This window comes from Flavobacterium sp. GNP010 (assembly GCF_056428945.1).
The window spans coordinates 1-21,406 of record NZ_JBWJVK010000026.1 but is presented as its reverse complement, the minus strand read 5'-3'; the positions used below and the strand labels follow the sequence as shown (position 1 = coordinate 21,406).

17 protein-coding genes are annotated in these 21,406 nt (G+C 35.5%); 4 read left to right on the top strand and 13 right to left on the bottom strand.

Translation table 11 applies throughout. The features are described from left to right. Positions 1-7: 7 nt before the first annotated feature. The gene (locus tag AC061C_RS11560) at positions 8-613 is read right to left on the bottom strand and encodes a GNAT family N-acetyltransferase (protein WP_478291298.1); all 606 of its coding nucleotides are present in this window, start codon (positions 611-613) and stop codon (positions 8-10) included. Positions 614-975: 362 nt separating this feature from the next. On the opposite strand from AC061C_RS11560, the gene AC061C_RS11555 reads away from it, so the two are divergent. After that, on the top strand, positions 976-3,804 hold the full coding sequence (locus AC061C_RS11555) for a M16 family metallopeptidase (protein WP_478291297.1): 2,829 nt from the start codon (positions 976-978) through the stop codon (positions 3,802-3,804). A gap of 193 nt (positions 3,805-3,997) precedes the next feature. On the opposite strand, the gene AC061C_RS11550 is transcribed toward AC061C_RS11555, so the two are convergent. From AC061C_RS11550 to AC061C_RS11505, 10 genes are all read right to left on the bottom strand, one after another. Next, complete coding sequence (locus AC061C_RS11550; protein WP_309758648.1) at positions 3,998-4,354, bottom strand: hypothetical protein; 357 nt, start codon at positions 4,352-4,354, stop codon at positions 3,998-4,000. 137 nt (positions 4,355-4,491) lie between these two features. Then, positions 4,492-5,670 carry an AIR synthase related protein gene (locus AC061C_RS11545; protein ID WP_478291296.1) on the bottom strand — a complete coding sequence of 393 codons (1,179 nt, stop codon included), beginning with the start codon at positions 5,668-5,670 and terminating at the stop codon, positions 4,492-4,494. Positions 5,671-6,175: 505 nt separating this feature from the next. Further along, positions 6,176-7,717 carry a carboxypeptidase regulatory-like domain-containing protein gene (locus AC061C_RS11540; RefSeq protein ID WP_478291295.1) on the bottom strand — a complete coding sequence of 514 codons (1,542 nt, stop codon included), beginning with the start codon at positions 7,715-7,717 and terminating at the stop codon, positions 6,176-6,178. After that, positions 7,714-9,111, bottom strand: a complete 1,398-nt coding sequence (locus tag AC061C_RS11535; RefSeq protein WP_417978989.1) for a CsgG/HfaB family protein — start codon at positions 9,109-9,111, stop codon at positions 7,714-7,716. The genes AC061C_RS11540 and AC061C_RS11535 overlap by 4 nt, the downstream gene beginning before the upstream one ends. Before the next feature lies 1 nt (position 9,112). Continuing rightward, entirely contained in the window at positions 9,113-9,517 is a 405-nt protein-coding gene (locus AC061C_RS11530; protein WP_309760053.1) for a curli assembly protein CsgF, read from the bottom strand. A gap of 17 nt (positions 9,518-9,534) precedes the next feature. Further along, positions 9,535-9,834, bottom strand: coding sequence for a CsgE family curli-type amyloid fiber assembly protein (locus AC061C_RS11525; RefSeq protein ID WP_309760055.1), 300 nt, complete (start codon positions 9,832-9,834; stop codon positions 9,535-9,537). A gap of 14 nt (positions 9,835-9,848) precedes the next feature. After that, positions 9,849-10,268, bottom strand: coding sequence for a curli-like amyloid fiber formation chaperone CsgH (gene csgH / locus AC061C_RS11520; RefSeq protein WP_478291294.1), 420 nt, complete (start codon positions 10,266-10,268; stop codon positions 9,849-9,851). 4 nt (positions 10,269-10,272) lie between these two features. Then, entirely contained in the window at positions 10,273-10,794 is a 522-nt protein-coding gene (locus tag AC061C_RS11515) for a hypothetical protein (RefSeq protein WP_478291293.1), read from the bottom strand. Between the two features lie 70 nt (positions 10,795-10,864). Beyond that, a complete protein-coding gene (locus tag AC061C_RS11510) occupies positions 10,865-11,749 on the bottom strand; it encodes a hypothetical protein (RefSeq protein ID WP_478291292.1) in 885 nt (294 codons plus the stop codon). Between the two features lie 472 nt (positions 11,750-12,221). After that, entirely contained in the window at positions 12,222-14,411 is a 2,190-nt protein-coding gene (locus tag AC061C_RS11505) for a glutamine synthetase III family protein (RefSeq protein ID WP_417946293.1), read from the bottom strand. 260 nt (positions 14,412-14,671) lie between these two features. Between AC061C_RS11505 and AC061C_RS11500 the strand changes: the two genes are divergently transcribed. Next, positions 14,672-15,688 (top strand): glutamine synthetase beta-grasp domain-containing protein, encoded by a 1,017-nt coding sequence (locus AC061C_RS11500; RefSeq protein ID WP_309760063.1) that lies wholly within the window; start codon positions 14,672-14,674, stop codon positions 15,686-15,688. Positions 15,689-15,850: 162 nt separating this feature from the next. Then, positions 15,851-16,798, top strand: coding sequence for a TerC family protein (locus AC061C_RS11495; RefSeq protein WP_478291291.1), 948 nt, complete (start codon positions 15,851-15,853; stop codon positions 16,796-16,798). Between the two features lie 70 nt (positions 16,799-16,868). Here AC061C_RS11495 and AC061C_RS11490 read toward each other — a convergent pair whose 3' ends face one another. Beyond that, a complete protein-coding gene (locus tag AC061C_RS11490; protein ID WP_478291290.1) occupies positions 16,869-17,357 on the bottom strand; it encodes a hypothetical protein in 489 nt (162 codons plus the stop codon). Between the two features lie 86 nt (positions 17,358-17,443). Here AC061C_RS11490 and AC061C_RS11485 point away from each other — a divergent pair, with 86 nt between their 5' ends. Beyond that, entirely contained in the window at positions 17,444-18,010 is a 567-nt protein-coding gene (locus tag AC061C_RS11485) for a DUF1543 domain-containing protein (protein WP_478291289.1), read from the top strand. A 138-nt stretch (positions 18,011-18,148) separates the two neighbouring features. Here the strand turns inward: AC061C_RS11485 and AC061C_RS11480 are convergent. Then, positions 18,149-21,406 (bottom strand): methylmalonyl-CoA mutase family protein (locus AC061C_RS11480; RefSeq protein ID WP_478291288.1); only part of this gene is annotated, 3,258 nt, incomplete at its 5' end.

Here is a 21,406-nt window from a genome sequence, read left to right as displayed (position 1 = left end):
AAAATTTTCAATACAATCGCATTTTCAAATTTGCTTTTACCGCATCAAACCATTCTGATCTTAAAATACTTAGAATAATGCTGTCGCGACGTTCGTCACTATCCGCTGTGGGCATGTTACTGCGCAAGATACCTTCTACTTTGCAACCAATACTTTTCATCGCTGCAATACTTCGTGCATTGTTATTGTCTGCACGAAATTCTACGCGTTCTACTTCTAAAGTTTCAAAAGCATATTGCAAAAGCAAAAATTTGCAATGCTTGTTTAATCCCGTTCCTCTAAAAGCACTGCCATACCAAGTGTAGCCCAGTTGTACTGTTTTGAAATCTAAATTCATATCATAAAAACGAGTACTTCCCGCATACTTCCCCGATTTTTTGTCGTATACAATAAACGGAAATTCGGTTTTGTTGTTGCGTGCTTTCAAAGCAAGATGTATGTAGTGCTCCAGATTTTCTCTACCATTGGCGCGCACCAAAGAATACTTCCAAGTCTCTGGCTCGTTATTCGAAATCTCCAATAAGTGCTTGACATCTGCTTCTTGTAACGATCGGAGCAACACCCTTTCATCCTCTAAAACTAAGGATTGAGAAAAATCAAAATTCGAATTCATAGCATTTAATTTTTATGATAGCAATACGTTCAAATGTAAATCTTAATTCGATCGCAATCCAAATTAATTTCTTTTTGACTTTTTAAAAATTACTGCGAAACCCTATTTTTATTTCGAAATAAAAAAACCAAAGTCAAATTCAAGTGCAATTTTAGCATTAAAGAACAAGCTATTCAGATTTTTCAACTTTAATTTTCTTGAATACTAATAGTTTTAGACAACTATAATTTTGAGCTTATACAAGTGTTTACGCTAAACATAATCGCATCTCCTACTTTATTCTAAAATTTTTTCTTACTTTTAAAGTCAAAAGCCAGAACCTCTTCTTGGCTTTAAAACAACCTTGAACGAAATCTTAAAAAATGAAATCAAACTCAACATTTTTATTTTATTTACTACTTTTTAGCACAATTTTCTCCTACTCACAAAATAAAAATTCGACCGAATTTAAAGTAGCTTACGAGAAATTTACTTTAGATAACGGCTTGCAAGTAATCTTACACATCGACCGATCTGATCCCGTTGTTGCCGTTGCCTTGACAAGTCACGTAGGCTCAGCGAGAGAAAAAGTAGGACGAACGGGTTTTGCACATTTGTTTGAACATTTACTCTTTTTAGAATCAGAAAATCTTGGTAAAGGCGGATTGGATAAAATGAGTGCGCGCATTGGTGGCGAAGGAGCTAATGGTTCTACAAGTCGAGATCGAACGAATTATTTTCAAACTATTCCCAAAGATGCTTTGGAAAAAATGATTTGGGCCGAAGCAGACAAATTAGGATATTTCATCAATACAGTGACTGAACCTGTTTTGGCTAAAGAAAAGCAGGTCGTAAAAAATGAAAAAAGACAGAGCTACGATAACAGACCGTACGGCCACAATTTTTCGGTAATTTCAAAAAATTTATACCCTGAAACGCATCCGTACAATTGGGATGTAATTGGTTCACTTGAAGATTTACAAAATGCAACACTTGACGATGTTAAAAGTTTTTATAACCGCTGGTATGTTCCTAATAATGTTACATTGACTATTGCAGGAGATTTTGATGTGAAACAAACTAAAGCGTGGGTCGAAAAATACTTTGGAGAAATAAAACGTGGCGAAGCGATTCCTAAAATGGAAAAACAACCCGTACAATTAACCGAAACAAAAAAACTATATTATGAGGATAATTTTGCCAAGTTGCCGCAGCTCACACTAACTTGGCCTTCGGTTTACGAATACCATCCAGACAGTTATGCACTAGAAGTGCTGGCTAATTATCTTTCGAAAGGTAAAAAAGCGCCTTTGTATAAAACCTTAGTGGAAGAGAAGAAAGTGACTGATGCCGCTGATTTGTTTCAATACAATTCAGAAATAGCGGGTCAGTATATGCTTAGCGTAACGGCATTCCAGAAAACAAATTTAAATGATGTCATGAACGGCATCAATGAAGCTTTCAAAAACTTTGAAGCCGAAGGGATTTCACAACAAGATTTAGACCGAATAAAAGCCGGACAAGAAACTGCTTTTTATACCAATTTATCGAGTGTTTTAGGAAAAGGTTTTCAACTGGCACAGTACGAGATTTTTGCAGGAACACCTGAATATATTAACCAAGATGTAAAGAATATTCTTGCTGTAACTACGCAAGATGTAATGCGGGTCTATGAAAAATACATTAAAGGGAAAAATTATGTAGCCACTAGTTTTGTTCCAAAAGGACAAGCCAATTTAATTTTAGAGAATTCGACTGTTGCTGCCGTAGTCGAAGAAAAAATAATCGAAGGAAAAGAGGATACTTTTGATGCTAGCATCGCAGCTACCTACAAAAAAACACCTTCTACATTTGATCGCAGCGTAGAACCTGAGTATGGCCAGAGTCCAGATGTAAAATTACCAGTGGTCTGGAAAAATAAGTTATCCTCTGGAATAAGCGTATTGGGTATTGACAATCGTGAAGTGCCACTAGTGCAATTTCAAGTGCAAATAAAAGGCGCAATGTTACTTGAAAGCGCCGATAAAATTGGCGTTTCGAATATGCTAGCCGATTTGATGACGAAAGGAACCAAGAATAAAACTCCGGAGCAATTAGAAAATGCCATTGAAAGTCTAGGTGCTACCATCCGAGCATATGCTACTGATGAATCGATCTTCATTGCGGTAAATACATTGGCTAAAAATTACAATGCTACCATGGGACTTGTTCAAGAAATACTGCTACAACCGCGCTGGGACGCTAAAGAATTTGATTTGATCAAACAAAGTACGCTAAGCCAAATTCTACAACAAAAAGCAGATCCCAATAGTATTGCTCGAAACGAATACAAGAAATTAATTTACGGAACGGGTTCCATTTTAGCCAACAACCGCATTGGTACTGAAAGCACAGTAAACAGCATCACATTGGATGATCTAAAAAAATACTACACTCAGAACATGGCTCCTTCCGTTACTAATTTTCAAATTGTTGGAGCCATTAGCAAAACCGATGTTAGTAATTCATTGGCTACTCTAAATAAAAATTGGGAAGCAAAAAAGGTGACTATTCCAGCAGTTGTTTCTGCAAATACCGTTACAGCATCTAAAATTTATTTTTATGATGTTCCGGGTGCCAAGCAATCTGTAATTCGTATTGGTTACCCTGCTCTTGCGGCAATAGATCCCGATTTTTATCCAGCGCAAATCTTGAATTACCGTTTGGGAGGTGGTAGTTTTGCATCCCAATTGACGCAACAATTGCGCGAAGGAAAAGGCTACACCTATGGCATTAGCTCTTCGTTTAGTGGTTCTAGAAATAAAGGTCCGTTTACAATTGCAAGTGGTGTACGATCTAACGTAACCTTTGAATCAGTGAATTTAATCAAAGATATTTTAATGCAATACGGTAAAAATTTCAACGATACCGATCTAGAAGTAACAAAAGGCTATTTGATAAAAAGTAATGCAAGAGCTTTTGAAACGCTATCTTCTAAACTGGAAATGTTGTACGATATTAACAATTATAACTACTCGAATGATTACGCGAAACAGCAGGAAAATATCGTGAAGAAAATTACAATTGACGAACTAAAAAAGTTTTCCGAAATGTATTTGAATGCCAACAAAATGATTTATTTGATTGTAGGTGATGCGGAAACGCAATTGAAGAAACTGGAGCAAATAGGTTTTGGAACGCCAATTCTTTTGAATACAGCAGCTGTGAAATAATTAGATTTTAAACTTATTGGGGTAAGGCAACGCTGATTGTTTTAGCCCAGATCGAAGTGAAAATCCTTACTGCAAAAAAGATAATTTTTCTTGTCCTGAAAGAGCGACCAACGGAAGCTCCTTTCAGGATTTAGAAAAATATTTTTTTTTAAGGAAGAATTGAAACGTAGAGCTGGATAAGCTCCTAGAAATTTCACTCACTCATTTCGTCATAGCGCTGCGGTACCTGTGGGTCATATGCCGGACATTTGAATTCCTCCATAGTATCTGCCAGGAGATTCATGGTTTTCCCATCGGTTCCATAGCAATCTATTTGAATGCTTTGTGGTGTGGTGTTGATGTGAAATGCACCTACGCCGTTAGTGTTTTTCCAACTGCTTTCGTCTACTTTTTCCCATTTTGAAAATACAGAGGCGATTCTGTTTAAGATAACCTGAACAGGAAGTTCTTCGAGTCCTTCGACCGTTTCTTGCTCCACAAGGGCCTCGTACACCAAGTGATGATTCAGATAAATTCCGTCCTGATATTTCCAAAAAAGTAGTTCGTACATATTTATTTAAGGTTCAAAGGTACTGAGGCACTTATGCTCAAAGGTTATTAGTTTTAGATAATCAACAGGACTTGTTATAGTAGTATTTCCTTTGATTCTAAGCAACTTAGAAACTAAAAGGACCTCCAATTTTTATATTAATATTCAAAAGTCCCGTATTCGCTGGTAATTGTCAGTTTTTTTGAAGTAGCAGCTTCTACTCTACCCACGATTTGCGCCTCAACATTAAACGATTTTGAAATCGAAATAATGTCTTGTGCAATAGTTTCGGGAACGTAAATTTCCATTCGGTGACCGCAATTAAAAACTTGATACATCTCTTTCCAATCTGTTTTTGATTGCTCTTGAATCAATTGAAAAAGCGGTGGCACTGGAAATAAATTGTCTTTTATAATGTGTAAATTTTCTACGAAATGTAAAATTTTAGTTTGCGCTCCTCCACTGCAATGCACCATTCCGTGAATTTCATTAGAAGAATATTGGTCTAAAATTTTCTTGATGATTGGAGCGTACGTTCTAGTTGGCGATAATACTAATTGTCCAGCATCAATTGGTAAATTTTCAACAGCATCCGTCAGGTTAACTTGTCCGGAATAGATTAATTCTTCGGGAACGGCAGCATCAAAACTCTCTGGATATTTGGTTGCCAAATACTTCCCGAAAACATCATGACGTGCAGATGTAAGTCCGTTGCTTCCCATTCCGCCATTATAGCTTTTTTCATATGTTGCTTGACCAAAAGAAGCCAGTCCTACAATTACATCGCCTGCTTGAATATTGGCATTATTAATTACTTTGCTACGTTTCATACGAGCTGTAACTGTAGAATCTACAATTATAGTTCGAACAATATCACCTACATCAGCGGTTTCTCCACCTGTAGAATGAATGGTCACACCAAAAGTATCAAGTTCTTTGATTAGTTCTTCCGTTCCGTTGATAATAGCCGAAATCACTTCAGCAGGAATGAGATTTTTATTTCTTCCGATGGTGGAGGAAAGTAAAATGTTATCTGTTGCGCCTACGCACAATAAATCGTCAATATTCATAATCAACGCATCTTGTGCAATGCCTTTCCATACCGAGATGTCTCCTGTTTCCTTCCAATACATGTACGCCAAGGAAGACTTTGTACCCGCTCCATCAGCGTGCATAATCAAACAATACTCTTCATCTTGTGTTAAATAATCAGGGACAATTTTGCAGAAAGCTTGAGGAAATAATCCTTTATCAATGTTTTTTATAGCATTATGAACATCTTCTTTGGATGCCGAAACACCGCGAAGCGCATATCTTTTTGAAGTATCTGAACTCATGTAGTATAGTTGTGAAGCCTGCTTTTATGCAAGTAGTTGTGGCGCAAAGATACTAATTTGATTTAGGAATTAGGAACAAGGTTTTAGGATTTTTGTACTATTTTTGAAGGATCAAAATCTCGACTCTGCGGTTGGCCGCTCGTTCTTTTTCGTTTTTTTCGGGCTGTTCAAAAATGGGTTTATTGCTACCAAAACCTTTGTATTTTGATTAATGTGTGGCTTAACTACTCAACATAAAATTGCATTTCTTAAATTTATAATTTAACTAAACCACTATGGACTTAAAGTCCATAGATTTTGTTTGGCAGACTGAAAGTCTGCGAGGTTAAAATGTAAAATCCACCGCAAATTCGCAAATTTAAAGACTTGCAACGTAAAAAATAATTTGCGAATTTGCGGTAAATATTTTTAGAACCTGAAAGGGAAATGCACTTAAGTACATAGTTTTAACTATTTTTGAGACCAATAAATAGGCATCAAGAGGTTTAAATTTTAATTAAAAACCCTATTCCCAATCTGGCATACTTGCATTTGAAAAAAGTATTAAACGCGATGCACCAAGATTGTTCCCTGCAGGAGTGAACTTGATAATATTTTTAATAGACAAGCCATCGTTTGAGGTATTCATCAAAATAAATTCAGCTTCATTTGGCGAAAATCTTACGTCAATATCTATGGTCCCGATAAGTTTTTCGGCACTTATTTCTGTAGTTACGCCAGTGCTTAATATGGCTTGAAAAACTCGGCTATCTAATTGCCTGTAATTTGCATCTTCAAAGCCAGATACGTCTCTTGTAAAAATTAATCGTTGTCCGTTTATAGAAAAATTAAGCCCTCCTATCGCTCCATTAATACCGGACACAACCTGATTTTGCACTGTTCCTGCTGTATTGATTACATAAATTTCAGCGTTGTAACCATTAGGATCATTTACTTTTATTGCAATTTTTGAACCGTCATTACTCCAATCGCACTCAGAAATGAACTTACCATTTGGTGTTTGATAAATCTTGGTTAAACCGCTTCCGTCATTATTGATGCGATACAACTTATCAAAAGATGGGTATATAATTTGGCTTCCAGAAGTATTCCAAGAAAAATTGAGATAATCCGAATTAAATCCAGAAATAGGTGCCGCGTTGGTGATTTTTAATACGTTGGTTCCATCTGGATTCATCGTATAAATATGATTTTGACCACCATTTGATCTTATGAATGCTATTTTATTTACTTGATTATTTTTTCGAGGGCGCCAACTATTTACGCTAGTACTGGTCAGTTGTAACTGATTACCACTTTCATCTCCGGAATAAATTACATAGTTATTAACCTCCTTTTTAACAAATAGAAACCGAGCATCTCGGAAGTCTATTGTGGTAAACGCGCGCACTGGACTCAAAACAGCGGGATTAATAGCATCAGAAACTGCTACTTGCCAATAGTATTTAGTGCTATAGGACAAGCCTTTAATGGTTAATGTGTTTTTAGAAATGTTAGGAAAAGTTACTACCTCTGTACTGTTCTCTTTTCGCAATGTAATTACATATTTTAAACTGTCTTTCTCTATATCGGTGGCTGTCCATGCTAAATTGATTTCGAGAGCCTGATTGATTGCATTATCAGCCGGTGTCACTAACACGGGCGTTGTAGGAGGTTTATTATTTGTAGTTGACAACTTCAACTCAAAAACTAAACTAGAGGTTTTATTTGCATTAACGGTTGCTGCTTCAAATTTAGCAATATATCCTTCCTTTTGAGCCTCAAAAGAATAATCCCCTACTTTTACATTATTGACTACAAACTTACCCTGTTCGTCAGTAAACACAATGCTAGTATTGGGGTTTGAGAACACTTTAACATTGGCCATAGGTTTAAAATCTACAGCACTAACTACTTTACCTTCTATAGTACCAAATTCTTCTCCTGCAAACTTTTCCTCTGCACAAGAAAGAAAAATGAAAAAGAGCAAGACTATACATCTTACTTTTAAAACACTTTGAATTAATGGTAAGACATTGCGATTCATATTAGGATCCTTTATCATCATTTTTTAGAATTTGTAATAATAGTTGTTTTTCGAGCTGTCTTTTTAATTTGAAAATAATAAGTAAGTCCTACGCCAAATCGGAAATAATAATCATCACGTACGCCACGCTCTAAATAATCTATGGTATCACTAAAATTGATATTTTGTTCAGCGAAAGCCTTAATTCCTATTTTTGAACTGACAAGATATTCCAGTCCAGCACCGTATTGAATTTTAGAATGTCTATTCTCGAATATCTTATTCGTTCCAAAACCAAAACCTGCAAATACAAAGGGACTCAATTTATCTTTTGGCAATACCAATAGTTCAGCATTCACATCTACCGTAGCATAGCCTACATCTAAAAGTCCTTTATTAGCTAGTTTAAATACGTTGAGCGAACTACTAATGCTAAAACTTGGAGTGAAAAAATATTTTAAAGCCGTTCGTCCTAATGGTCTTAACGTAGGATTGCTATAATCGCCATCTATAAGTGTTGCTCCTGCTCCAATTTCAACTGCAAATTTTGAACGTCGCTCTTGCAAATTTCTTCCAAATAAAGAGTTGGTCAGTGCTTGCTCATTTTCTTTTTCATAGTTGACTAAAGCTTCATCAATAGCTTCTGGACTTGCATCAGCCTCCCAAATGCCACCTTTTATCCCTTCAAGAACTAGTGTGCACACTGCTTTTTCAATCGCTTCGGTCACTGCCATTTGCACGGGTTCATTTGTAGTATACCCTGTTTCTACCTCCAATAATCTTTTGAAATTAACATACTTAAAAAGACTTTGATCGATGGCTTGCGATAATATCGTTTTCGAAATATAAACAGATTTTAAAATCTTTCCGTTAGCTGTTGATACCATTCTCAAATAAATAGTAACTCGATCTTGCCTGTATTTTACAGAGCCACCCGTACCAAAATATCGAGCACCAAAACCGCCAGTAATAATATTAGTATCATACGATATAATGCCACCCTCTAATAAAACTCCCGCATAGAGTAAAGGTGTTATTTGTGGCACATTAGGATCTACATCTTTTGTGTATTCTTGTCTAGTAGATCGAATAAGGTTTCGTTCTTGTAGCAAATTGCCAATATTTTCTCTTTCAATAGGGATAAACCATTTGGAGTCTTCAAGCGCTTTAATTAAAATTGAAGTAGCACCTTGCGTTACAGCAGTACTAAAATTGCTACCGTTTTCTGAAGCTTTGTATTGTCCGGTTTGATCGCGAAATTTGTAAAGCCCAACTACAATTTGTTCTTTTGCTTTTGGCAATTGTTTAAGGGCTGTTGTCGCTTTCGTATTTTCACCAATAATTGCTTTTTCAACTCCAGTGGGCTGATTGTAATAGGCACCACAGCTAAACAGTGTCAAAAAAAGCAATAAATAACAATGGTTTTTACATTTCATATTATCGGTTGGGTATAATTACTTGCGTTTGTTCACCTGTTTTTGTGTCTAAAATATCTACTGTTAATCCACCTGCTGAAGGATACACTTCTACTGACAAACTTCCAAATGTATATGATCCTATTTTGATGCCATCGGTGCCAAATTGCTGGCGGAATAGTGAACTTGAGATTTGACTGAGTAAAAGAGAATTTAAACTTGAAGTAAATCGTTCTAACTCTGTTTGTGATTTTTCTTTGATGGTCTTATCTGTAAATTTATTTTGAGACTCAGCAGAGCTAGCCAGCCATTGGTAATTAAAGGTGTCTCCACCAAAAGCGGGATTTTTAGGCTTATATACTAAATCTTGGGCAAGCAATGATTGTATGCCAAGAACAATAAAGGCTACTGTTACTAGTTGCTTCATGGGTACATTTTATAAAATTAATATTGAGTAAAATATTTACTTTGTTTTTCAAGATTTTTTAAATGCAGGTAAGTGGCATAAATAGCTTGTTCAGCCATCTGTGATAGATATTCCTCATCTGGCCTTGTTAAAAATTCGAATATAATTTCATTTTCAATGCCGACAATTATTTTAGTATTTCTGGCAAAACTAAATTCCTCTGTAAGAACCACTATTTTTTTTGCGCTTATCTGGTAATCATGGTACAAATAATAGTACAAGTCATAGAAATCTTTACCAACTTTAGTCTTAGTCTCATCAGATATAATACCTGTCAATTCAAATCCTTCAGTTAAAAGTCGTTGAGGCTGTTCTTTTTTTTTTGTTCTCCTAGCACTACTCTGTCTTTTCCAATTAGTTGTTTATTTTCATTGTAAAAAAGTAGCAGTACAATCACTTCATCTCCCGTTGTTAAGTTAATCTGAGAAGTAGATAAATTTTTATTTTCGTTCGCATTCAATGTAAAAAAACCTTCTTGTTCATTCGTAGATTGATTGTCTGAAGTACTATTTTTTTTTATGACAGATAACTTATAAGAAAAACTTTGAACAACTTCAGACAAATTCTCTGCTGTACCAGTCAAGGTTACAACAGACTGATTTTTCTCTATAATAATTTTTGCTTTTACCACGGTATTAGTGGTTTGTGCAAAAAAATGTAACGGACATACAAAAAATACAAGTATGCAAAGATTTTTGTAGTTGACCTTCATTTTTTTATTTATTGATAATTATAATTGCAGTTCCGCTCCCTGTTTGTCTAATTTGCATATCTCTTGATAATGAATTAGTTCCAAAACTTGTAAAACTTTGATTATTCCCTTTTTGAATTACTACGTTATTACTAGCATAATTAGAAAAAGAAGCAAAATCATTGATCCTATTATTATTACCTTCTTGCCAAATAATATGATTGATTTCTTTGGCTTGTTTATTCAAATATATTTGGTTCTTGTCTCCCTTTTGAGTAATTTCTAGATCAATATTGTTTGCTGCCAAATTAGCCTCTACGTTGTTATAGTTCCCTATTTGCCGTATTTGAACAATATTTCCAAAATTTTGACTCACGAGTACCGTGCTTATAGTACTCGACTGAATGGGATTGCGTGTTGGTCTGTTTTGAAACAAATCAATCGGCCTTAGCACCGCTGGATCAATTGCATTTGTTACAAAAACTTGAGCAAATGCCACCTGAAAATAGGAGAAACAAAAAATGCTACATAATAGGAATGTTTTCATGATTCTAATTTTAAATTAAAAAAGATAGGACAGCTTTTATACCAGCTGTCCTTATCTAAAAAAACCTTAATTAGTTACTTTGAATCACATTTGACATGTTTCCGTTTCCTTGTTGAGAAACGGCGTTTATGTTTCCTGAGCTCGTACCTGTTTGATTTGTAAATGATTTATTAAACAAACCTTCTTGCAAAACATTATCTAAATTTTTGAAACCTTTTTGAGTTGTTTCAGCTAGATTGTCTTTACCATATTGATAGTGATTTGCAACGTTTCTTGCTGCTAATGTTGCAGCTTGTGTAGTGCTGTTTTGAGAAATTTTAGAATCATTGCGTTCTCCTCCTTGACTTGTGTAAGCCAAATTGAAGTTTCCATCTTGCGTTTGAATGGCTTTGTTTTTTCCGTGTGGCGAAGTTGGCACTGCAGCGCTAAGAGGCACCATCAAAGTGAAAGTTGATACAACAGGAAGAGGATTGTTTCCAGACGTACCTTGATCAATAGTCGCTTTGTTGTCATTACCGGTTTGTTTCTGCATTGCTTCATCGGCTCCAAACAATTGTGCAGTAGCTACTACAACTTCGTCCTGCCAAATGGTAGCGTCGTTACGATCACCAACTTGTTTTTGGGTTGCTTTATTGTCCCAGTTGTTTTGAGAGATGTACGCACGGTTGTCATTCCCTTTTTGATCTACGTCTGCCATGTTTTTAGCCGAAGTATTGTTACCAGATACGATAATTTGCCCCGGATTTACACCTTGATACACAAACGCATCATTGTTGTTGATCATTTGTTTGATCTTTGAACTCTGTGCGGTTCCAATTTGATGAACTTGTGCATTTTGTGAAGTTCCTGTTTGTCCTACCAAACTTGAATTTGCTCCAGCTACTGGGCCCGGTTGCGCATAAGATGCTGCTCCTACAAATAGCATCGCGGAGATGCTCAAAATTACTTTTTTCATAATACATATATTTAATTGGTTGTTAATACAAGTTATTATGTAGGTTTAAAAAAGTGATTTGGGGAATCTTTTTTTTAAATAATCAAACAACGACTTTTTAATAAATCTTGTTTCAGTATTACATTTCAAAGATAGAAAAGACAAAATAAAAAAAACACGTATAAATACCTGTTTTTCAGTATAATAGATAAATTTTCGATAAAAAGTAATTGTATATCGACAAACTACATTTTTACAAAAAAAATATAATACAACTTTACTTACATTAATATAAAAGCCATAATAAATTAACTTTTAACTAAATAATTATAATAAAATACAATAGATATTTATTAATACATGCTTAAACATTTCTTAATACAAATTAAAATCATTCAACTTTTCTCTAACATAAATACTATTTCTAAAGCGAATAAAAATGAAAAAAGCCTCTCTTTACAGAAAGGCTTTGACTCTATAATTTGAAAACATTTTACTTTGTAAACAATAATTCTCTGTATTTAGTTAGTGTCCAAAGCTCGTTATCGACTAATAATTCTAATTTATCGCAATGGTTTCTGATGATTTCAAAATATGGTTTTACAGTATTGCAGTACGCCTCAGCCATTTCTTGCGCATCGGTCAAGGTATTGGCTTTCCTTCTTTCATCCGTCATTGCTTCTACTTTAGAATTGATTCCTTCTATATGTCCTGAAATTTCTCTAATTAAAATAATTTGCTCCTTAGCGATCGATTCAAATTCAGCTCCAAAAATATCTTTTAAACCTTTTACGTTTTCTATTAAAGTATTTTGGTAACGAATAGCTGTTGGGATTACGTGATTTTTTGAAATATCTCCTAAAACTCGACCTTCAATTTGAATTTTCTTGGTGTATTCCTCCAATTCGATTTCGTAACGAGCCTCAACTTCGATGTGATTCATGATCCCCATTTCAGAAAATAAATCCAAGGCTTGTTTAGAAGCTCTCGCTTTTAGGGCTTCGGGCGTTGTTTTAAAATTACTCAATCCTCGTTTTGCTGCTTCTACTTCCCAAGCTTCGCTGTAACCATCGCCTTCGAAAAGTATATTTTTAGAAACTTTGATGTACTCACGCAACACATTGAAGATGGCATCATCTTTCTTCATGTCTTTGGATTCGATCAAAGCATCCACTTCAATTTTGAAATCTTTCAATTGTTTGGCTACTATTGTATTCAAAGTAGTCATCGCATTAGAACAATTTGCAGAAGAACCCACAGCTCTAAATTCAAATTTATTTCCTGTAAACGCAAAAGGCGAAGTCCTGTTTCTATCCGTGTTGTCTAAAAGGACATCTGGAATTTTACCCACAACGTTCAATTTTAAGTCGGTTTTTTCCTCTGGAGATAATTTTCCAGCAGTAACGCCTTCCAATTCTGCTAAAACTTTAGTCAATTGCTCTCCAATAAATACTGAAATAATAGCTGGTGGAGCTTCATTGGCCCCTAATCTATGATCGTTACTTGCTGTTGCAATTGCTCCTCTCAATAGCGCTTCATAATCATTAACTGCTTTAATGGTATTAATAAAAAACGTTAAGAACTGTAAATTGCTCATTGGTGTTTTACTTGGGCTCAACAAATTCACTCCCGTATCTGTAGCCAATGACCAGTTGTTGTGCTTTCCAGAACCATTTACACCCTTGAAAGGTTTTTCATGAAATAAAACTTTCAAATCATGACGTTCAGCTACTTTTTGCATCACATCCATCAACAAGCAGTTGTGGTCTACAGCCAAATTTGTTTCTTCAAAAATAGGAGCCAATTCAAATTGATTGGGTGCTACTTCATTGTGACGCGTTTTTACCGGTATACCTAATAGCATACATTCTTGCTCTAAATCTCTCATGTAGGTTAAAGCACGGGTCGGAATCGATCCAAAATAATGATCGTCTAGTTGTTGTCCTTTTGCAGAAGTATGTCCAAGCAGCGTTCTTCCAGTCATAATAAGATCCGGACGAGAATCTGCTAGTGATTTGTCAATCAAAAAATATTCTTGTTCCCAACCTAAAGTTGCTGTAACCTTTTTAACATTTTTGTCAAAATACTTACAAACTTCAGTCGCAGCAGTATCCATAGCAGATAATGCTCGTAATAGTGGAATTTTATTGTCTAATGCTTCGCCAGTATAAGAGATGAAAACGGTAGGAATACATAAAGTGGTTCCATATATAAAAGCTGGAGAAGTAGGATCCCAAGCAGTATATCCTCGCGCTTCAAATGTATTTCTGATACCGCCATTAGGAAAGCTAGAGGCATCCGGTTCTTGTTGTACCAATTGCGCACCACCAAATTTTTCTACTGGATCACTGCCATCATAAGACGTTTCAAAAAAAGCATCGTGTTTTTCTGCAGTAGTACCTGTAAGTGGCTGAAACCAGTGTGTATAATGTGTCACTCCTTTTGCTAGCGCCCACTCTTTCATCCCCATGGCTATATAATCTGCTAATTTTCGATCTATTTTAGTTCCATGCTGAACGGCACCTTGCACGCCTTTGAACGCATCGGAAGTTAAATACTGCTTCATGGCCTTATCGTTAAACACATTCGAACCAAAAATGGTTGATTTTCTATCGGTTTCTTCAAATTGAACAGGCTTTCTGTTTGATGCTTCTCTCAAAGCTTGGAAACGTAATGTTGGCATAGCGTGATTTTTTAATTAGTAGTTATGTATTGGATAAAGTTCAAATATAATCAATAAAAAGCAAAAAAACATTCGGCTGACTTTATCAAATTATATTTTTTAACCCAAAATAATCTATTTAAAAAATTTACCCCCATTGAAAATACACTTATGTAAAAAATAATGAACTAATTAATAAAAAATACCCCCTAATTTCTATTGATTGAAAAAATGTTTTACTTTTGCGCAAGAAAATAATCACCCAGTTAATTTACATAGTTATGGCAAAAATAAAATTAGAGTACATTTGGTTAGATGGTTATGAACCAACTCAAAACCTGAGAAGCAAAACTAAAGTTGAGGAGCACGAAAACTTTAAGGGAACACTTGAAGAAATTGGAAATTGGTCTTTTGATGGATCATCTACAAAACAGGCCGAAGGCGGTTCCTCTGATTGTTTATTGGTACCCGTAGCTATCTATCCTGATCCTACTCGCATCAATGGCTACTTAGTAATGACAGAAGTGATGCATGCTGATGGCACACCACATTCTTCAAACGGCAGAGCTACTATTGATGATGATGGCGATTTCTGGTTTGGATTTGAACAAGAGTATTTCATTATGGATACTAAAACATTGTTGCCATTAGGATTTCCTATTGGAGGTTATCCTGCTCCACAAGGTATGTACTACTGCTCTGTTGGCGGAAAAAACACACACGGAAGAGCATTAGTAGAAGAGCATGCCGACTTATGTATTGCAGCTGGGATTAACTTTGAGGGAATTAATCAAGAAGTTGCTTGTGGCCAATGGGAATTTCAATTGTTTGCACAAGGAGCAAAAAAAGCAGGAGATGAAATTTGGGTAGCGCGCTATTTATTAGATCGATTAACCGAAAAATATGGATATTATATTGAGTACCACCCAAAACCATTAGGCGATACCGATTGGAATGGGTCAGGAATGCATGCTAATTTCTCGAATGAAGTTTTAAGAACTTGTGGTTCTCAAGAAGTGTATGAAAAAATATGTGAAGCATTTAGACCTGTAACTGCAGAACATATTGCTGTTTATGGCGCTTATAACGATCTTCGTTTAACCGGAAAACACGAAACTGCTTCTATCCATGACTTCTCTTATGGCGTTTCTGATAGAGGTTGCTCTATTCGTATTCCATTAATGACTGTTCAAAAAGGATGGAAAGGATGGCTAGAAGATAGAAGACCTGCATCAAATGGTGATCCTTATAAAATTGCTGCCCGAATTATAAAAACGGTAAATTCTGCTTTGGTGTAACCTTCTACTACTAAAACTTAATTTCGTATTTCATAAAGTGCCTTCATAAAAGTTGGCACTTTTATTTTGTCTGTATCTTTGCAAAAAAAACTATTATCTTAGAATATCTTTCGATTTTGGCCAACCAAAAAGTATCTTTGTACTACTTAAAATAATTTGTATATGATTGTCTGGATTTGTTTTTTAGCTGCTGTAATACTTTTTCTAGCGCTTGACCTAGGAGTTTTTAACAAAACACCTCACATTATCAGTTCTAAAGAAGCGGGAAAATGGACTGCAATATGGGTCGCTTTATCCTTTATGTTCTCTGGCGTGATCTATTGGCTTTATGGGACAAATTATATTGCTAATCCCGATTTATTGAAGCCTAGCACAGCATCTATTAAATTTATTACAGGTTATTTGATCGAATTATCGCTGAGCATAGACAACATATTTGTTATAGCGATTATATTCTCAGCTTTTAAAATTCCACAAAAATACCAACATCGTGTTTTATTTTGGGGCATTTTAGGGGCGATCGTTTTTAGAGGATTAATGATCTTTTTTGGAGTGCTACTTATCAATAAATTTTCATGGACCACGTATATCTTTGGTGCTTTCCTAGTGTATACTGCGATGAAAATGCTGTTCAGTGGCGATGATGAACAATTTCAACCTAAAAAGTCTTTTGTATATAGAAGTCTTAAAAAAATAATCCCGATCTCCAATCACATTGACGAGGAGCATTTTTTTGTAAAAAGACGACATATTACTGCTGCAACACCATTATTTGTTGCACTTGTGGTTATTGAAGTAATGGATGTTGTTTTTGCTATTGACAGTGTTCCTGCAATATTAGCCATAACAAATGATCCCTTTTTAGTGTTTAGTTCTAATATTTTTGCCATTTTAGGATTGCGATCTATGTATTTCTTTTTGGCTAACATGCTGGCAAAATTCAGTTATTTAGAATACAGCCTAATCGCTATTTTAAGCTTTGTTGGGTTAAAAATGCTATTACATGACTTTATAGAAATGCCAGAATGGGTTTCTCTTGCTTTTATTGCGTTATCTCTTATTACGGGGATTGTAGTTTCTCTTAGGAAAGCCAGTAAAGAAGTACTATAAAATTAAAAAAATAAATAAAATAAAAAAGGGAAATCATGAGATTTCCCTTTTTGATGTAAAATACTAAACGTTACATATCGATTTTTCGAATCTCGGTTTTATTAACGCTCAGTGCAGATAACACAGCGTTAATATTAGTTTTATCTACCGAAGTTGCAAAACTAGAAGGAATTATTACAATTCTAAACGTTTGACTTTGTGTCCAACTAGAAGGCACAGTATTCAAACTAAAATTAGCTGATAAAAAGATATTAACATTAAATCTTGTATAATCAAAATTAAAATCTAATTCTCCACCATCACTAAAATAATACGTTTGAGGCATTAGTTTCCAGATATCTTGACCATTTACGGTATCATACAAGTGGTAGACTAAAACTGCATCGGATGAATAGATTGGCGGATTGAATTCAACCAAGCTACTATAGTTATTGTTCGAATTAAAAGAAGTTGTTACTTCAAATACTTCTGTTCGTGGTGCCGTTTCTACTTCTGTAACTTCACAACTTTGTAGTGTCATCATCCCGATGAAAACCAACAATAAGGTAATTTTTTTCATTAGTTAAAGGTTATTTATTTATATTGAAAAATGGTATCCATTAATTGTGCCAAAATTTATTTTAAAAAATAATGTACTTTTGATAAATGGAAAAAGAACTTAAATTATACATGCTAATGCTAGGCTGCACACCGGCAGGACGGCTTACGGAGCAACATGATATTTTTTTCGGAATTGGGAGTTCCTTAAAAGATTTAATCCCACAGATTAAAAATTTTTGGCCTGAAGCCAAAGGAAAGCTTCATATTGATGCTTGGCGCGAAGTATCTGTTGTGGAAGACTTTACTATTGAAGTTGTTTCTAAAAATACGCCAACAACTCCTTCATTAGCACAATTGTTTTTTATCAATTTAGGTGGCTATAAAGAAAATGAATTTGAAGAATACCATTATAAAATGCTGGCTGTAGCCAATAAACTTGCCTTGGCAACTAAAAAATCTAAAGCAACTGCTTTTTACAAACATTGCGGTTTTAAAGGAGCCGAATCGCACCTTGACGAGAAATACGGAATCGATATAGACGATAGCTATAAAGTTGTCGATATACTACCTGAGGAATTTAAAGCGTTATATACTTTAAAAATTACCAAATCAGAAGTTCCACTAAAAGAAAACCCTTTACATATTGGTTATTTCCAACTTAAAAAATTATAAAATAAGCGAAACCAATATTTTGAACAAACCATAAAAAAACCTTTCATTGCTGAAAGGTTTTTTAAATTCATAAGATCCAGCGCAAAAGCCGGATAAGCGATTCACACGTTTTCTTTTTCAAAGAAAATGGCTCTCAGCTTACATATTTCTTCGATACTGTCCGCCTACTTCAAATAAAGCAGATGTAATTTGTCCCAAAGAGCACACTTTTGTAGCTTCCATCAAGTGTTCGAATAAGTTTTCGTTCTTAATCGCTGCTTCTTGTATCGCATTTAGTTGTTGATTCACTTTATCCTGATTAGATTGATGCAAATTATTCAACATATCTATTTGGTATTGTTTTTCTTCCTCGGTAGCACGAATTACTTCTGCTGGAATTACTGTTGGTGAACCTTTGGAACTTAAGAATGTATTTACACCAATAATTGGAAATTCACCGGTATGTTTCAGTGTTTCATAATACAAACTTTCTTCCTGAATTTTACTTCTTTGGTACATTGTTTCCATAGCGCCTAAAACACCACCACGCTCTGTAATTCTGTCAAATTCTAGTAAAACGGCTGCTTCTACCAAATCAGTTAATTCTTCAATGATAAAAGCACCTTGAATTGGGTTTTCATTTTTGGCCAAACCTAATTCTTTATTAATAATCAATTGAATCGCCATTGCACGACGCACACTTTCTTCAGTAGGAGTCGTAATTGCTTCGTCATATGCATTAGTATGCAACGAATTACAGTTGTCATAAATCGCATACAACGCCTGCAAAGTCGTACGAATGTCATTGAAATCAATTTCTTGTGCGTGAAGTGAACGACCTGATGTCTGAATATGGTATTTCAACATTTGAGCACGTTCGTTAGCACCGTACTTATTTTTCATGGCTTTCGCCCAAATTTTACGCGCTACACGTCCAATTACTGCATATTCTGGATCAACACCATTCGAAAAGAAGAACGATAAATTTGGTCCAAAATCATTGATGTTCATACCACGACTCAAATAATATTCCACATACGTAAAACCATTTGAAAGTGTAAATGCCAATTGCGTAATAGGATTTGCTCCTGCTTCGGCAATATGGTATCCTGAGATAGAAACCGAATAAAAATTTCTAACATTTTTAGTTATGAAATATTCCTGTACATCACCCATTAATCGTAGGGCAAATTCAGTAGAGAAAATACAAGTATTTTGCGCCTGATCTTCCTTTAAAATATCAGCTTGAACGGTTCCACGTACTTGTGATAAAGTTCTTGTCTTGATGTCATTGTATACATCTGCTGGCAAAACTTGATCTCCAGTTACACCTAAAAGCATTAGACCTAAACCATTGTTTCCCGCTGGTAAATCGCCTTGATAGTGCGGTCTGTCTATTCCCTTTTCGATATAAATTTGTTTGATTTTTTCGGCGACATCTGCTTCTAGCTCATTATTAGCTATGTACAACTCACATTGTTGATCAATGGCAGCATTCATGAAAAACCCAAGCAACATTGGCGCTGGACCGTTAATAGTCATACTCACTGAAGTCATGGCATGCACCAAATCGAAACCAGAATATAATTTTTTAGCATCATCCAAACAACAAATTGAAACTCCTGCATTCCCGATTTTTCCATAAATATCAGGACGTACATGTGGATCGTTTCCGTATAAAGTCACGCTATCAAAAGCAGTTGACAAACGTTTTGCTGGCAATCCTGCACTCACATAATGAAAGCGTTTGTTGGTTCTTTCCGGTCCGCCTTCTCCGGCAAACATTCGAGAAGGATCTTCTCCTTCACGCTTGAACGGATATAAACCGGCAGTAAACGGAAATTCTCCTGGAACATTTTCCTGCAAACACCAACGTAAAATATCACCCCAAGCTTTGTACTTTGGCAACGCAATTTTCGGAATTTGCGAATGCGAAAGTGACTCGGTGTGTGTCGCCATTTTTATTTCTCGATCACGAACTTTAAAAGTGTACATTGGATTTTTGTACTTATTTACTTTTTCGTTCCAAGTCAAAATGATTTCCCAATTGTAGGGATCCAAATCCATTTTTACTTTTTCAAACTGGTTGAGTAGTAGGTTTAAGAATATTTTATCTTCGGCTGCGCCCGATTTTTCTATTTCTAAAGCAGTTGGTAAAACCGAATCCTCATTTATTCCTGCTTTGTTAATTTCGGGAACTTTACCAGAAACCGTTTCCAACGTTTTGAAAATTCCATATAATTTTTGCGCCACTTGTTCTTGGCTAACTGCTGAAACGTCGTATTTTCTGTTGCTCTCAGCAATTTCAGATAAATAACGTGTTCTGTGTGGCGGAATAACGAAAATTTTCTCGCTCATTTCGCGCGTGATTTGGAACGTTGATTTCAAATCAGAATTCGTTTTTTCATGGACTTTATCCATAATCGCTTTGTACAGCGTATTCATTCCAGGATCATTAAACTGAGAAGCAATGGTCCCAAAAACCGGAAGTGTATCCAAATTCACATCCCACAAATTATGATTGCGTTGGTATTGTTTTTTTACATCTCTCAAAGCATCTAGAGAACCGCGTTTGTCGAATTTGTTTATTGCTACCAAGTCAGCAAAATCAAGCATGTCGATTTTTTCTAATTGGGTTGCAGCACCAAATTCAGGTGTCATTACGTATAAAGAAACATCCGAATGGTCCATAATCTCCGTATCGGATTGCCCAATTCCAGAAGTCTCCAAGATGATGATATCATAATTTGCTGCTTTAATCACTTGGATTGCATCGGCAACATATTTAGACAAAGCAAGATTGGATTGACGTGTTGCTAACGAACGCATGTAAACGCGAGGATTATTGATGGCATTCATTCGGATTCTATCACCTAATAATGCACCACCTGTTTTACGTTTGGATGGATCTACAGATATTAATCCGATGGTTTTTTCTGGGAAATCAATTAAAAAACGACGTACCAATTCATCTACAAGAGATGATTTTCCTGAGCCACCAGTTCCCGTAATTCCCAATACTGGAATTGTGCTGTTTTTATTCTTTTTTTGGATAGCCTCCAAAGTTTTTGCCGCAACATCCGGAAAATTTTCAGCTGCTGATATGATTCTGGCGAGAGCCGTTGGATTTTTCAACTCTAATTGGTCCAACTCATTTGTTAATTTATCTCCAGTAGGAAAATCTGATTGTTGTACCAAGTCATTAATCATACCTTGCAATCCCATGGCACGTCCGTCATCTGGAGCATAAATTCTGGTAATTCCGTACGCTTGTAATTCGGCTATTTCTGATGGCAAAATTACGCCACCTCCACCGCCAAAAATCTTGATTTGGCCCGCTCCTTTTTCTTGAAGCAAGTCATACATGTACTTAAAATATTCGTTATGTCCTCCCTGATAGGAAGTTATGGCAATAGC

Coding starts and splice junctions, on each gene's coding strand:
- AC061C_RS11495 (WP_478291291.1), top strand. CDS start 15,851: ATGATTGTCTGGATTTGTTTTTTAGCTGCTGTAATACTTTTTCTAGCG.
- AC061C_RS11490 (WP_478291290.1), bottom strand. CDS start 17,357: ATGAAAAAAATTACCTTATTGTTGGTTTTCATCGGGATGATGACACTA.
- AC061C_RS11500 (WP_309760063.1), top strand. CDS start 14,672: ATGGCAAAAATAAAATTAGAGTACATTTGGTTAGATGGTTATGAACCA.
- AC061C_RS11505 (WP_417946293.1), bottom strand. CDS start 14,411: ATGCCAACATTACGTTTCCAAGCTTTGAGAGAAGCATCAAACAGAAAG.
- AC061C_RS11545 (WP_478291296.1), bottom strand. CDS start 5,670: ATGAGTTCAGATACTTCAAAAAGATATGCGCTTCGCGGTGTTTCGGCA.
- AC061C_RS11515 (WP_478291293.1), bottom strand. CDS start 10,794: ATGAAAACATTCCTATTATGTAGCATTTTTTGTTTCTCCTATTTTCAG.
- AC061C_RS11530 (WP_309760053.1), bottom strand. CDS start 9,517: ATGAAGCAACTAGTAACAGTAGCCTTTATTGTTCTTGGCATACAATCA.
- AC061C_RS11550 (WP_309758648.1), bottom strand. CDS start 4,354: ATGTACGAACTACTTTTTTGGAAATATCAGGACGGAATTTATCTGAAT.
- AC061C_RS11540 (WP_478291295.1), bottom strand. CDS start 7,717: ATGATGATAAAGGATCCTAATATGAATCGCAATGTCTTACCATTAATT.
- AC061C_RS11535 (WP_417978989.1), bottom strand. CDS start 9,111: ATGAAATGTAAAAACCATTGTTATTTATTGCTTTTTTTGACACTGTTT.
- AC061C_RS11510 (WP_478291292.1), bottom strand. CDS start 11,749: ATGAAAAAAGTAATTTTGAGCATCTCCGCGATGCTATTTGTAGGAGCA.
- AC061C_RS11560 (WP_478291298.1), bottom strand. CDS start 613: ATGAATTCGAATTTTGATTTTTCTCAATCCTTAGTTTTAGAGGATGAA.
- csgH (WP_478291294.1), bottom strand. CDS start 10,268: ATGAAGGTCAACTACAAAAATCTTTGCATACTTGTATTTTTTGTATGT.
- AC061C_RS11555 (WP_478291297.1), top strand. CDS start 976: ATGAAATCAAACTCAACATTTTTATTTTATTTACTACTTTTTAGCACA.
- AC061C_RS11485 (WP_478291289.1), top strand. CDS start 17,444: ATGGAAAAAGAACTTAAATTATACATGCTAATGCTAGGCTGCACACCG.